Consider the following 15,840-nt stretch of genomic DNA (forward strand, 5'->3'; position numbering starts at 1 on the left):
GTTCGATGCGGAGCATCGAATGCCCAAGTCAGGCGCAGCCTGATGCCTTGTCGGGCAAAGCCCGATGCTGGCGAAGCCAGACCTCCCCACCTGCCCCCGATCCCAAGCCTGCTCTCACTTCACCCCCGTTTGTCAAAATGGCTTCATCGTCTTGACAAACGGGGGTGAAGTGCTAGAGACAATATGGCGACGGGGGGCCCTTCGCTCCCTAAAACCCAACCCGCACTCCGCCCCAAGCCCCACCTCACCAAGCCACAACCAACCCCTCCACCCCCCGGATCAGCACCCCTTCACGCCACTGGACCTCCTCCGCCGGCACCGCCAACCGCAACCCCGGAAACCGCCCCAGCAACGTCCCCAATGCCACCTGCAAATCCATCCTCGCCAACTGCGCCCCGATGCAATGATGCGGCCCGAACCCGAACGTCAGGTGCTGAATCCCCTTCCGATCCAGGTTCAGCACATCCGGATCCGCGAATACCCCGGCGTCGCGATTGGCCGACGCGATGTCCGCCACCACCGTCTCACCCGCCCGCACCACCACGTCCCCGAACTCGATGTCCTCCTTGGCCACGGTCCCGAACGCGCCACCGGAGTTGATCGGCACGTGCCGCAGCAGCTCCTCCACGGCCTGGTTGATCAACTCGGGACGTTCGTGCAGCTTCGCCAGCTCGTCCGGTGTGGTCAGCAGCGTGTAGGTGAAGTTGAGGACGGTGTTGAGGATCGTCTCGTGGCCGCCGACCAGCAGGGCGACCGCGAGCGACGCCAGCTCGATCTCGCTGAGCCGGTCCTCCCTGTCCACGGCGGTGACCAGCGTGCTGAGCACGTCATCGCCGGGCTCAGCGCGCTTGGCGGCCACCAAACCGTTGAGGTAGCCCAGGAACTTGGCGATCGACTCCTGCGCCTCGTCCGAGGTGAACACGCCGGACATGATGGTCTCGGTGAGCACCCGGAAGTCGGCGCGTTCGGCCGCCGGGATGCCCAGCACCTCGCAGATCACCATCACCGGCAACGGTTCCGCGACGAACTTCTTCAGGTCCGCGGGCGAGCCGTGCGCGGCCATCTCGTCGAGCAGCCCGTCGACGATCTCCTGCACGCGGGGCCGCAGCTGTTCGATGCGGCGCACGGTGAACGCCTTGGCCATGAACCTGCGCACCCGCGTGTGGTCGGCGCCGTCCATGGTCAGGACCGACCCCACGGGCGGGGTGCCGGGCACCATGCGCGGGGCGGCCTCGCCGAGTTCGGCCGTGGCCGCGCGGCTGAACCGGGGGTCGGACTGGGCCGTGCGGACCGAGGAGTGCCGCACCGCCAGCCACGCCTCGCCGCCGTAGGGCATCCGCACCCTGGCCATCGGGGCCTCCTCGCGGGCCGCGCTGTACCACGGGTCCGCGCTCAGCCGGCTGGTGTCGCCGACCGGGTACTGCGGCGTCGTCTCCTGCGTGCTCATGCGATTCCTCTCGGGCCGGTAGGTCCCCGAGACGGCCCGCGCCGGATCGTCACGTCCTCCTCGCCCGCGCCGCGTTCCCACGCCCGCGCGGCGGCCAGGTTCGTTCGGGTGACCTCGGCGGTGATGATCGGTCATCGTCCCTATCGTCCCGATAGCGCCGGTCGCCGTCCGCGTTGTCGCTGGTGAAGGGCGATATAGCCGCGCTATGCCCACTTCTTAGCTTGGGCTGGGTCCGGGAGGGCCGCCGAGTTCTGCGCGGAAGTCGAAGACGGGGTAACCAATGTTCTGGCACGGGGCACAGCGCGCGGGCGACCACTTCGGGACGGTGTGATCCCGTGGCCGAGGACGAGAAGCTGCTCGGATACCTGCGCCGCGCCATGGGGGAGCTGGCCGACGCCCGCACCCAGGTGCGCGACCTGGAGGCCAAGTCCGGCGAGCCCATCGCGATCGTCGCGATGAGCTGCCGCTACCCCGGCGGGGTGCGGTCCCCCGAGGACCTGTGGGACCTGGTCGCCGGTGGTCGCGACGCCATCGCCGAGTGGCCGGACGACCGCGGCTGGAACACCGCTGACCTGTACCGGCCGGGACCCGCCGTGCCGGGGAAGTCGCTGTGCCGCGAGGGCGGTTTCCTCGACGGCGCGGGTGACTTCGACGCCGGGTTCTTCGGCGTGTCCCCGAACGAGGCCCTGGCGATGGACCCGCAGCAGCGGCTGGTGCTGGAGTCCTCCTGGGACGCGGTGGAACGGGCCGGGATCGCGCCGTCGTCGTTGCGCGACACCAGGACCGGGGTGTTCTTCGGCGCGATCGAGAACGGTTACGGCTCGGCCGCGTTCGACGTTCCCCCTGGCGCGGAAGGGTTCCTGGACACCGGCACGCACACCAGCGTCGTGTCCGGCCGGGTCGCCTACACGCTCGGCTTGCGCGGCCCCGCGATCACCGTCAACACGGCCTGCTCCTCGTCCCTGGTGGCACTGCACCTGGCGGCTCGCGCGCTGCGCGCCGGGGACTGCTCGCTGGCCCTTGCGGGCGGCGTGACGGTCATGCCCGTGCCCGACCCGTTCGTCTCGTTCAGCCAGCAGGGCGGCCTTGCCCCGGACGGGCGCTGCAAGGCGTTCGGCGCCGGTGCCGACGGCACCGGCTGGTCCGAGGGCGTCGGGGTCGTGCTGCTGGAACGGCTTTCCGACGCGCTGCGCAACGGCCGCCGCGTCCTCGCGGTGCTCAGGTCCAGCGCGGTCAACCAGGACGGCGCCAGCAACGGCCTGGCCGCGCCGAACGCCACCGCGCAGCGCGAGGTCATCCGCGACGCGCTGGCCGCGGCCGAACTCGCGCCGATCGACGTGGACGCGGTGGAGGGCCACGGCACCGGCACCCGGCTCGGCGACCCGATCGAGGCCGGGGCGCTGCTGGCGGAGTACGGCCGCAACCGCGAGGCCGACCGTCCACTGTGGCTCGGTTCGCTGAAGTCCAACATCGGCCACACCTCCGCCGCGGCGGGTATCGGCGGCGTGATCAAGATGGTGCAGGCGCTGCGGCACGAACTGCTGCCGCGCACCCTGCACGCCGACGAGCCCTCGCCGTTCGTGGACTGGTCGACGGGCGCGGTCCGGCTGCTGTCCGAGGCCCGCGACTGGCCCGCGTCCGACCGGCCGCGCCGCGCGGGCGTGTCCGCGTTCGGGATCAGCGGCACCAACGCGCACGTGATCATCGAGGAGGCCCCGGCGGTCGAGGCCTCCGAGGTCGTCGAAGCAGGCGGTGTCGTGCCGTGGGTGCTGTCCGCCCGTTCGGGCGCGGCCCTGCGCGCCCAGGCCGCGGGCCTGTCCGCCTGGCTGGCCCGCAACGGCGGAGCGCGCCCCGCGGACGTGGCCGCGTCCCTGGCCGGGAACCGGTCCGCGTGGGAGCACCGGGCCGTCGTGGTCGGGCGCGAGGCGGCGGATTTCGCCGCACGACTGGACGTTCTGGCCGACGGTGGCATTCCCACCGACGGCGCTGTCCTCGGCACCGGTCCCGCGCGGACCGACGGCCGGGTGGTGTTCGTGTTCCCCGGTCAGGGTTCGCAGTGGGTCGGCATGGGTGTCGAACTGCTGGAGTCCTCGGCGGTGTTCGCGGAGCGGATGGCGGAGTGCGAACGGGCGTTGGCGCCGTTCGTGGACTGGTCGTTGCGGGAAGCGCTGGCAGATGAAGCCCTGTTGCAACGGGTGGACGTCGTGCAGCCGGTGCTGTGGGCCGTGATGGTGTCGCTGGCGCGGTTGTGGCGTTCGGTGGGTGTCGAGCCGTCAGCGGTCGTCGGCCATTCGCAAGGTGAAATCGCCGCTGCGGTGGTGGCCGGGGCGTTGTCGTTGGAAGACGGCGCACGGGTGGTCGCGCAACGCAGCAAGGCGATCGGCCGGTTGGCGGGTCGCGGCGGAATGGTGTCCGTGGCGGCTCCGCTGGCCGAGGTCGAGGCGCTGCTGGGCGAGGGCGTCTCCGTCGCGGCGGTGAACGGGCCTGGCGCGGTGGTCGTGTCCGGTGAGTCGGCCGCGTTGGACGAGTTCGTCGCCCGGTGCGGTGACCTCCGGGTGCGGCGGATCGCCGTGGACTACGCCTCGCACTCCGCCGTGGTGGAAGAGATCCGCGACGAGCTGGCCGAGTTGCTGCGGGACGTGACCCCGCTCGTCCCCGAGATCCCCTGGCGCTCCACGGTGACGGGGGAGTGGATCCGCGACGCCGCCGCCGACGGCGACTACTGGTACCGCAACCTGCGCGATCAGGTGCGGTTCGACCACGTGGTGCGGAGCCTGGTCGGCGACGGGTTCGGCGTGTTCGTCGAACCCAGCGCCCACCCCGTGCTCACGCTCGCCGTGCACGACACCGCCGAACAGGCGGGCGCCGACATCGCTGTCATCCCCACGCTGCGCCGCGACCAGGGCGGCCCGGACACCTGGGCGCTCGCGCTGGGCCAGGCGTGGACGGCCGGGGTGCCGGTCGACTGGACCGCCGCCCTCCCCGCCGGTGCCCTGCGCACCGCGGACCTGCCGGCCTACGCCTTCCAGCGCAAGCGCTACTGGCTCCCGATGAAGGCCACCGCGGACGCCGTCGCGACCGGCGGGCCCGACGACTGGGGCTACTCCGTCGGCTGGACGCCCTTCACCACCCCGGACACCGTGCTCGACGGCCCGTGGCTCGTCGTCGCGCCACCGGACCTGGACGCCGACGTGCTCGCCACCGTCCTCGACGCCGTGGGCACGACGGCCGTGCTGGTCACCGCGACCGACCGCGAAGCGCTCACCGGAGCCGTCGCGCGGGCCGCCGCGTTCGCCGGTGTGCTGTCCCTGCTGGCCTTGGACGAACGCCCGCACCCCGACCACCCCTTCCTGCCCAACGGCGTCGCGAGCACCCTCGACCTGGTCCAGGCCCTCGACGCGCCCACCCCGCTGTGGTGCCTCACCCGCGGCGCGGTGACCACCGGCGCCGAGGACCCGGTGACCAACCCCGCCCAGCAGGTGGTCTGGGGTCTCGGCCGGGTCGCAGCCCTGGAGCACCCGACCCGGTGGGGCGGCCTGCTCGACCTGCCGACCACCCTCGACGGCACCACCGCCCCCCGGCTGGCCGAGGCCCTCGCCGGATCGGGCTCGGAGGACCAGATCGCCGTCCGCGCGAACGGCCTGTCCGTCCGACGGCTGGTGCGGACCGCCCTGCCCGCCGACACCGACTGGCGCCCCCGCGGCACCACGCTGATCACCGGCGGTACCGGTGGCATCGGCGTCCAGCTCGCCGAGTGGCTGGCGGGTCGCGGTGCCGAACGGATCGTGCTGATGAGCAGGCGGGGCGTCGCACCGGCGGACCTGGTCGAGCGCGCGTCCGCGCTCGGCAGCGAGATCACCGCCGTGGCCTGCGACGTCGCCGACGCCGACGCGCTGCGCGACGCGGTCGCCGCGCTGCGGGCCGACGGCCACGACATCGGCACCGTGCTGCACGCCGCCGCGTCCGGCGAACTGGTGGCGCTCCAGGACACCGACGTGGCCGAGTTCGCCGACACCGCCCGCGCCAAGATGGCGGGCGCGGTCAACCTGGACGCCGAGTTCGGCGCGGACGTCACCGACTTCGTGCTGTTCTCCTCCATCTCCGGGGTGTGGGGCAGCTCGATCCACGGCGCCTACGCGGCCTCGAACGCGTTCCTCGACGGTCTCGCCGAGCACCGCCGCGGCCGCGGCCTGGCGGGGACCTCGATCGCCTGGGGCATCTGGGATCCCGCCGACGGCGGCGGCATGGCCGCCGACCTGGCGGAGGACCGGCTGCTGGCACAGGGCATCCCGTTCATGGACCCCGCCGCCGCGCTCGACGGTCTCGGTCGCATCCTCGGCGGCGACGCCGCCCTGACGATCTGCGCCGCCGTCGACTGGACCCGCTTCGCCCCGGTGTTCACCTCGGCCCGGCCCAGCCCGCTGATCGCCGACCTGCCGGACGTCCGGCGCGTCCTCGGGAGCCAGGACGCCGAACCCGACGACGGCAACGACGTCGCGGCCCTGCTGCGCGACCGGCTGCGCGGTCTGACCGCGGCCGACCGGCTCGACGCGCTGGCGGGCCTCGTCCGCGAGCAGACGGCCGGGGTGCTCGGCTACGACTCGCCGGACGAGATCGCCGACGGCCGCGCGTTCCGCGACCTCGGGTTCGACTCGCTCACCGCGGTCTCGATGCGGGACCGCCTCGCCACCGTCACCGGCCTGCCGCTCCCGGTGACCGTCGTGTTCGACCACTCCAGCGTCGACGCACTGGCTTCGCACCTGGTCGAGAAGCTGTTCGGCGGCAAGGAAGACACGGCGTTGCCGACGGTGGTGTCCGACGACGCCGACGACCCGGTCGTCATCGTCGCCATGGCCTGCCGGTTCCCCGGCGACGTGCGGACCCCCGAGGACCTCTGGCGGCTGGTCGCCGACGGCCGCGACGCCTACACCGACCTGCCGCTGGACCGCGGCTGGGACGTCGGGGACCGGTACGACCCGGACCCCGACCGCCCCGGCCACAGCTACGTGCGCGGCGGGTACTTCCTGCACGACGCGGACCGGTTCGACCCCGGCTTCTTCGGCATCTCGCCCCGCGAGGCGCTGGCCATGGACCCGCAGCAGCGGCTCGCGCTGGAACTGGCGTGGGAGTCGTTCGAACGCGCCGGTGTCCGGACCGACGACCTGCGCGGCGCCCCGGTCGGCGTGTTCGTCGGCGCGGCCTACCAGGGGTACGGCGGCGACCCGGCGCAGGCCGACCCGAACGTCGAGACCCACATCGTCGCGGGCATCTCCACCAGCGTGCTGTCCGGCCGCGTGTCCTACACCTTCGGGCTCGAAGGCCCGGCGATCACCGTGGACACCGCGTGCTCGTCCGGCCTGGTCGCCCTGCACCTGGCCGCGCGGTCGGTGCGGGCGGGCGAGTGCTCACTGGCACTGGCCGGTGGCGTCACGGTGATGGGCGCGCCGCTGGCGTTCGGCACCTACAGCAGGCAGCGCGCGCTGGCCGTCGACGGCCGCTCCAAGGCGTTCGCCGAAGGGGCCGACGGCTTCGGTATCGGCGAGGGCGCCGGATTCGTGCTGCTGGAACGGTTGTCGACCGCCCGCGCGGCCGGTCGCCGCGTGCTCGCCGTGCTGCGGTCGAGCGCGGTCAACCAGGACGGCGCCAGCAACGGGCTCACCGCGCCGAGCGGCCTCGCGCAGCAGCGGGTCATCCGGCAGGCGCTCGCCTCGGCCGGGCTGACCGCGTCCGAGGTGGACGTCGTGGAGGCGCACGGCACCGGCACGAAGCTCGGCGACCCCATCGAGGCCCAGGCCGTGCAGGCGGTCTACGGCCAGGGCCGGGCGCCCGGCCGTCCGCTGCTGCTCGGCTCGGTGAAGTCGAACATCGGCCACACCCAGGCCGCCTCCGGGCTGGCCGGGGTGATCAAGGTGGTGCTGGCCTTCGAACACGGCCTCCTGCCCCGCACGCTGCACGCCGGGACCCCGTCGTCGTTCATCGACTGGGAGGCCGCGCCGGTCGAACTGGCCACCGGCGACCGGCCGTGGGAGACCGACGGGCGGCCCCGCAGGGCAGGCGTGTCGGCGTTCGGGCTGAGCGGCACCAACGCCCACGTGATCCTGGAGCAGCCCTCGGCGGAAAGCCCCGCGCCGCCCTCCGAACCTGGCCCGGTGGCGTGGGTGCTGTCCGCGCGGACGCCGGAAGCCCTGCGGGAACAGGCTTCGCGGCTGCTGGCGGTGGACGGCGCCCCGGCCGACGTCGCGCGGTCGTTGGCGACCACGCGCACCGCGTTCGACCACCGCGCCGCCGTGGTCGGCGAGGACGTCGACGACCTCGCGGCCGGGCTGCGGGCGCTGGCCGCGGACGAGTCCGCGACCGCTGTCGTCCGCGGGGTCGTGGGCAAGCGCGGCAAGACCGTGTTCGTGTTCCCCGGCCAGGGCGTCGAGTGGCTGGGCATGGGACTGGAGCTGGCCGAGCGCTACCCGGTGTTCGCGGACCGGCTGCGCGAGTGCGACGAGGCGTTCCGCGTCCACGTGGACTGGTCGCTGCCGGACGTGCTGCGCGGCGACGGCCCCGGCCTGGACCGGGTGGACGTCGTGCAGCCCGCGCTGTTCTCGGTGATGGTGTCGCTCGCCGCGCTGTGGAAGTCGTTCGGCGTGCGGCCGGACGCGGTGGTCGGGCACTCGCAGGGCGAGGTCGCCGCGGCCTGCGTCGCGGGCGCGCTGTCGCTGGCCGACGCCGTCAAGGTCGTGGCGCTGCGCAGCCGCGCGCTGCGGGCCACGACCGGCTCCGGCGGCATGATGTTCGTCCTCCGGCCGCGTGACGAGGTGCTGGAACGCCTCGGGCCGTGGCCGAGCCTGTCGGTGGCCGCTGTCAACGGCGAGTCCGCGGTGACCGTCGCGGGCGACGTGGCCGCGCTGGAGGAGTTCAGCGCCGCGCTGGCGAAGGACGGCGTGTGGCGGTGGATCGTGCCCGGCGTCGACTTCGCCGCGCACTCCCCGCAGGTTGAGTCCCTGCACGGGGAACTGCTGACCGTGCTCGCCGGGATCCGGCCGCGCCAGGCCGAGGTGCCGTTCTACTCCACGGTGACCGGCGCCGCGTTCGGGACGCGCGGGCTGACCCCCGACTACTGGTACGAGAACCTGCGGCACCCGGTGGACTTCCTCGCCGCGGTGCGGTCGCTGCTCGCCGACGGGCACCGCACGTTCGTCGAGTGCAGCGCCCACCCGGCGCTGATGACGAACGTCGAGGAGATCGCCGAGCACGCGGGCGAGACCGTGACCGCGGTCGGCTCGCTGCGCCGCGACGACGGCGGGGCGACCAGGATGCTCACCTCGCTGGCCGCGCTGCACGTCCGCGGCGGTCACGTGGACTGGCCGTCCGCCCTGCCGGGTGGCCGGGTGGTGCCGCTGCCCACCTACGCCTTCCAGCGCGAGCGGTACTGGCTGCCGCCCGTCACCGCCAAGGCCACCGGCCAGTCCGCGGTGGAGCGGCGCTTCTGGGACGCCGTGACCAGCGGCGACGGCCTGCCCGCCGAACTGGACTCGCTGCGCCCCGCCCTGCCCGCGCTGGCCGACTGGTACCGGGGCGGCCGCGAGCAGTCGGAGGCGGACTCCTGGCGCTACCGCACCGGCTGGCAGTCGTTGACCGGCGGCTCGAAGAGGCTGTCCGGCACGTGGCTGGTGCTGCTTCCCGAGGGCGACCCGCAGACCGTGCTGCTGACCGCCCTGCGCGACCGCGGCGCGTCCGTCGTCACGGCGGAGCTCGGCGACGACGACCGCGCGACCGCGGCCGACCGCATCCGCCTGGCCACCGCCGGGGACGCCCCGGTCGGGGTGCTCTCGCTGTGCTCGCTCGACCACCTCGAAGCCGAAGCCGGTCTGCTGCGCGCCGTCGCGGTCGTCCAGGCCGTCGCCGACGCGGGTGTCGCCGCCCCGCTGTGGTGGGCGACGCGGGGCGCGGTGGCCGTCGGCGGCCCCGTCGACCCGGCGCAGGCGATGCTGTGGGGTCTCGGCGTCGTGGCGGGCGTGGAACACCCGAGCCGGTGGGCCGGCCTGGTCGACCTGCCGTCCGAAGTGGACGGACGAGTCGCCGACCGGGTCGCGGGCGTGCTCGCCGACGCCGGTGGCGAGGACCAGATCGCCGTGCGCGCGTCCGGCGCCTTCGGCCGACGGCTGCACCGCGCCCCGGCGCCGTCCGGCAGCGGTGGCACGCCGTGGCGGACCGACGGCACCGTGCTGGTGACGGGCGGCACCGGAGCGCTCGGCGGCCACGTCGCCCGCTGGCTGGCCGGACTCGGCGCGCGCCACCTCCTGCTGACGAGCCGCGGCGGCCGGGCCTCCGGGGAACTGGTGCGGGACCTGGAAGAACTCGGCGCGCGGGTCACCGTCGTGGCCTGCGACGCCGCCGACCGCGACCGCCTCGCCGAGGTGATCGCCGCCGTGCCCGCCGACGCTCCGCTGACCGCGGTGTTCCACCTGGCCGGTGTCCTGGACGACTCGGTCATCGGCGCGATCACCCCCGACCGGGCCAGGGGCGTGCTGCGGCCCAAGGTGGTGGCCGCCCGGAACCTGCACGAGCTGACCCTCGACCTCGACCTGTCCGCGTTCGTCCTGTTCTCGTCGCTGGCCGCCACCCTCGGCGGCGCGGGCCAGGCCGTCTACGCGGCGGCCAACGCCTACCTCGACGGCCTCGCCGAGCAGCGGCGTGCGGCGGGTCTGCCCGCCACGTCCGCGGGCTGGGGCCTGTGGGAGGCCGACGGCCTGGCCGGTGGCGCGGTCGGTGAGCGGATCGCCCGCGACGGCCTGCCCGCCATGCCGCCGGAACGGGCGCTGGCCGCCCTGCGGCGGTCGCTGACCCTGGGGGACACCCGTGTGGTGATAGGCGACTTCGACTGGCAGCGCTACGCCCACGTCTACACCACGGCCCGGCCGACCCGGATGTTCGCCGACCTGCCCGAGGCGGTCGTCCCGGAGACCGTGAAGCCCGCGCTGACCGCCGTGGCGGCGGCCGAACGGGACCGGCTGCTGCTGGACCTGGTCCGTTCCACCGTCGCCGACGTCCTCGGCCACGCCGACGCCACCGCGGTGGACGTGCACCGGGCCTTCCAGGACCTCGGGTTCGACTCCGTCACCGCCGTGGAGCTGCGCAACCGGCTGGCCGAACGCACCGGTGTGCCGCTGTCGGTGACCCTGGTCTTCGACCACCCGTCGGTGGAGGCGCTCGTCGAGCACCTGCGCGCCGGACTGGCCGGGGACGACGAGCCCGCCGCCGCACCGGTGGCGCGGGAGGCCGCCGCGGACGACCCGATCGCCATCGTGGCGATGAGCTGCCGCTTCCCCGGCGGCGTCAGCACCCCGGAGGCGTTCTGGGAGCTGCTCCACAGCGGCACCGACGCCATCTCCGACTTCCCGACCGACCGCGGCTGGGACCTGACCGGCCTGTTCGGCGACCGCGCGGGCCAGACGTCTGCGCGCCAGGGCGGGTTCCTGCACGACGCCGCCGACTTCGACCCCGCGTTCTTCGGGATCTCCCCGCGCGAGGCGCTGACCATCGACCCCCAGCAGCGGCTGCTGCTGGAGACCGCGTGGGAGGCGCTGGAGCGCGCGGGCATCGACCCGTCGTCGCTGCGCGGCAGCGACACCGGCGTGTACATCGGGTCCAGCCACCACGAGTACGGGTCGCGGCTGACCGAGCCCGCCGAGGAGTACGAGGGCTACCTCGGCATCGGCAGCGCGGGCAGCGTGGCCTCCGGCCGCATCTCCTACGTGCTGGGCCTGGAGGGACCCGCCGTCACGGTGGACACGGCGTGCTCGTCGTCGCTGGTCGCGCTGCACATGGCCGTCCGCTCCCTGAGAGCCGGTGAGTCGTCGCTGGCACTGGTCGGCGGTGCGACGATCATGGCCACGCCCACCACGTTCGTCGAGTTCAGCAGGCAGGCCGGGCTGGCCGCGAACAGCCGGTGCAAGCCGTTCTCCGCGGGCGCCGACGGCACCGCGTGGGGCGAGGGCATCGGCCTGATCCTGGTCGAACGGCTCTCCGACGCCCGCCGCCACGGCCACCCGGTGCTCGCCGTCGTCAAGGGCACGGCGGTCAACCAGGACGGCGCGTCCAACGGGCTGACCGCCCCCAACGGGCCGTCGCAGCAACGGGTCATCCGGGCCGCGCTCGCCGACGCCGGGATCACCACGGGCGACGTCGACGTGGTCGAGGCCCACGGCACCGGCACGTCGCTGGGCGACCCCATCGAGGCGCAGGCGCTGCTGGCCACCTACGGCCGCGACCGCGAGACCCCCGTGCTGCTCGGCTCGGTGAAGTCGAACATCGGCCACACCCAGGCCGCCGCGGGCATGGCGGGCATCCTCAAGGTCGTGCTCGCGCTGCGCCACGGCGTGGTGCCCGCGACGCTGCACTTCGACGCGCCCAGCCCGCACGTCGACTGGACCGCCGGGTCGATGCGGGTGGTCGCCGAGCGCACGCCGTGGCCCGCCGTCGACCGGCCCCGCCGGGCGGGCGTGTCCGGGTTCGGCGTGAGCGGCACCAACGCGCACACCATCATCGAGCAGGCCCCCGACCTGCCCGCCGCACCGCGGACCCAGGACGAGTCCGGGACGGTCGCCTGGCCGTTGTCGGCCCACACCCCCGAAGCGCTCCGCGCGCAAGCCGCCCGGCTGCGGGACTCGTTGGCGCGGCAGGACTTCGACCCGGCCGACGTCGGGTTCTCGCTGGCCACCACCCGCGCGGGGCTGGAGCACCGCGCGGTGGTCGTCGGCGACGACGGCGCCGAACTGGTCGAGCGGCTGACCGCCCTCGCCGAGCACGGCGAAGCCTGGGACGGCGTGCGGGCCGTCGCCGCCCGCACCGGCCGCACCGCGTTCCTGTTCCCCGGCCAGGGCAGCCAGCGACCGGGCATGGGCGTCGGGCTGTACACGGCGTTCCCCGCCTACGCCGACGCGTTCGAGGCCGTGTGCGCCGCGTTCGAACCGCTGCTGGACCGCCCGTTGCGCGACGTCGTGTTCGACCTGGACTCCACGCTGCTCGACCGCACCGAGTACACCCAGCCCGCGCTGTTCGCCGTCGAGGTCGCCGTCTTCCGGCTGCTGGAGCACTGGGGCGTCCGCCCGGACTTCCTGCTCGGCCACTCCATCGGCGAACTCGCCGCCGCGCACGTGGCGGGTGTGTTCCCGCTCGCCGACGCGGCCACCCTGGTCGCCGCGCGGGGCCGGTTGATGCAGTCCGCCCGCGCCGACGGGCTGATGGTGTCGCTGCGGGCGACCGAGGCGGAGGTCGCCGAGGTGCTGGCCGGGTACGGCTCCGCGGTCGACATCGCCGCGGTCAACGGGCCCACCGCCACCGTCGTGTCCGGTGACGAGACCGAGGTGCTGGCCGTGGCCGCGCACTTCACCGCGCTCGGCCGCCGGGTGAAGCGCCTGCGCGCCGGCCACGCCTTCCACTCCTCGCACCTGGACCCCGTGCTCGCCGAGTTCCGGGAGATCGCCGAAGGCCTGACCCTGAGTCCGCCGAACCTGCCGATCGTGTCCAACGTGACCGGGGCGCCGGCGGGCGAGGACATCACCACGCCCGGCTACTGGGTCGAGCACGCCCGCCGCGCCGTCCGGTTCGCCGACGGCGTCACGGCGCTGGTCCGGGAGGGCGTCACGACGTTCCTCGAACTCGGGCCGGACGCCCAGCTCACGGCGCTGGTGCCGGAATCGCTGCCCGCCGACGACACCGACCGCGCCGCGATCCCCGTGCTGGACCGGCGGCGCTCGGAGGAGCGGTCCGCGATCACCGCGCTGGCCCACGCCCACGCCAGGGGCGTCCGGGTGGACTGGGCCTCGCTGCCCGGCCGCCGCGTGGACCTGCCCACCTACGCCTTCCAACGCCGTCGCTACTGGCTGGACGCGCCGCCCGGCGCGGGCGGCGCGGTCGCGGCCGGACTCGACGCGGTCGGTCACCCGCTGCTCGGCGCCGGAGCGGAGTTGCCCGAGACCGGCGGTCACCTGTTCTCCGCCCGGATCGGCACCGCCACCCAGCCGTGGCTGGCCGACCACGGCGTGTTCGGCTCCGCGATCTTCCCGGCGACGGCGTTCCTGGAACTGGCCGTGCGGGCGGGGGACGAGACCGGCTGCCCGCGGGTGGCCGAACTGACGCTGGAGGCCCCGCTCGTCCTGCCCGCCTCGGGTGGCGCCGACCTGCGGCTGACCGTGGCCGCGCCGGACGCGGCCGGGCAGCGCACGCTCACCGTGCACGCCCGCACCGCTCCCGGCGGATCGTGGACGCGGCACGCCGGCGCGGTGCTCGGCGGCCCGCTGCCCGTGGCGGCCGTCGACCTGGCCGAGTGGCCGCCGCCCGGTGCCGAACCGGTGGACATGACGGACCTGTACGACCGGCTGGAGGCGGGCGGGTTCGCCTACGGGCCCGCCTTCCGCGGGTTGCGCGCGGTGTGGCGGCGCGGGGACGAGGTGTTCGCCGAAGCCCTGCTGCCCGAGGAACGGCTGCCCGAGGCCGCGACGTTCGCCCTGCACCCGGCGCTGCTGGACAGCGCCCTGCACTCGCTCGCGTTCAGCGTCCTGTCGGGCCGCGACGGCGGCTGGCTGCCGTTCGCGCTCAGCGGTGTCCAGGTGCACGCCTCCGGAGCCGGTTCGGTGCGGCTGCGGCTCGTCCCCAACGGACGGGACTCGGTCGCCGTGCACGTGGCGGACGCCGCGGGCCTGCCGGTCGCCACCATCGACTCGCTGGTCCTGCGCCCCGTGTCGGCGGACCGGGTGCGCCCGGCCACCGTGCTCGACCCGCTGTACCGGATGGAGTGGCGGGAACTGCCCGGTGGCGTCGCGGACGTGGCGGACGCGGAAGTGGTGGACCTGCCCAGGGACACCCATCCCGCGGACTTGCCCGCGGCCGTGCACGCCGCGACCACCCGGACGTTGGCGCTGCTGCGCGACTGGCTGGCGGATCCCAGCCGGACGGGCACCCGGCTGGTGCTCGTCACCCACGGCGCGGTCCCGGCCGAGGTGGACGACGACGTGCCTGACCTCGTCAACGCCGCGGTGCGGGGCCTGGTGCGCACGGCGCAGACCGAGCACCCCGGCCGTTTCGCGCTCGTCGACACCGACGACGACCCGGCCTCCGACGCGGTGCTGGCGGACGCCGTCGCCAGCGGTGAGCCGCAACTGGTGCTGCGCGGCGGAGTCGTGCGCGTCGGCCGGTGGATCCGCTCCGAGGACACCGGGGGCGACGCGGGCTGGGACACCGAGGGCACCGTGCTCGTCACCGGCGGCACCGGTGGCATCGGCGCCGAGGTGGCCCGCCACCTGGTGACCGCGCACGGCGTCCGCCACCTGGTGCTGGTGAGCCGAAGCGGCCCGGAGGCCGAGGGAGCGGCCGAACTGGCGGCGCTCGACGCGGACGTCCGGATCGTCGCCTGCGACATCACCGACCGGACGGCGTTGGCGGAGCTGGTGGACAGCCTGCCGTCGGACCGGCCGCTGGCCGGGGTCGTGCACTGCGCGGGCGTGGTCGCGGACGGGCTGCTGGAGACCCTCACCGACGAGCAGGTGGCGACCGCGCTGCGCCCGAAGGTCGACGCCGCCGTGCACCTGCACGAGCTGACGGCGTCCCGTCGACCCGCCCGGTTCGTGCTGTTCTCCTCGATCGCCGCGGCCTTCGGCGGGGCGGCGCAGGCCAACTACGCGGCGGGCAACGCCTTCCTGGACGCGCTGGCGCACCGGCGGCGCGCCGAGGGGCTGCCCGCGCTGTCGATCGAGTGGGGCCTGTGGGCCACCGAGCGCGGCATGAGCGGGCAGCTCACCGAAGCCGATCTGCGCCGGATCGCCCGCGGCGGCATCGTGCCGTTCACCGTGGCCGAAGGGCTGGCGCTGTTCGACCGGGCCGTCGCCGCTGACCTGCCGGTCGTGGCGCCGTTGCGCCTGGACACCGCCGTGCTGGCCGGGCAGGACGTGCCCGCGTTCCTGCGCGGGATCGTCCCGGCGGTGCGCCGCACGGCCACCGCGGCGGGCGAGGACACCGCGGGCCTGGCCGAGCGGCTGCGGCCGCTGACCCCGGAACGCCGTCGCCGCGTGCTGCTGGACCTGGTGCGCGTCCAGGTCGGCACGGTGCTGGGCGCGCCGGACGCCACCGTCCCGGCGGGCAAGGGGCTGCTGGACCTCGGGTTCGACTCGCTGACCGCGGTCGAGCTGCGCAACCGCCTCGCCTCGGCCACCGGCCTGCGCCTGCCCGCCACGCTGCTGTTCGACCACCCCACGGCGGGCGCGATCGCCGATCACCTGGTGGCCGAACTGGTCCCCGCGGACGCGGTGGAAGACCTGGTCAGCGCGCTGGACGTCACCACGGACGACGAGCTGTTCGACCTGATCGACAACGAACTCGGCACCTCGTGACGGGTGCCCGCGAAG

Annotated in this window: 1 protein-coding gene and 1 pseudogene; one reads left to right on the forward strand and one right to left on the reverse strand. The window is 74.6% G+C overall.

Annotation, left to right across the window (positions count from 1 at the left end):
* Window positions 1-244: 244 nt before the first annotated feature.
* Entirely contained in the window at window positions 245-1,447 is a 1,203-nt protein-coding gene (locus tag RM788_RS50545) for a cytochrome P450 (RefSeq protein WP_315928867.1), read from the reverse strand.
* A gap of 335 nt (window positions 1,448-1,782) precedes the next feature.
* On the opposite strand from RM788_RS50545, the pseudogene RM788_RS50550 reads away from it, so the two are divergent.
* Window positions 1,783-15,825 (forward strand): annotated as a pseudogene (locus RM788_RS50550) (type I polyketide synthase); the annotation flags it as partial.
* Between the last annotated feature and the right edge of the window lie 15 nt (window positions 15,826-15,840).

Source organism: Umezawaea sp. Da 62-37 (genome assembly GCF_032460545.1).
In the GTDB taxonomy this organism is placed as follows: domain Bacteria; phylum Actinomycetota; class Actinomycetes; order Mycobacteriales; family Pseudonocardiaceae; genus Umezawaea.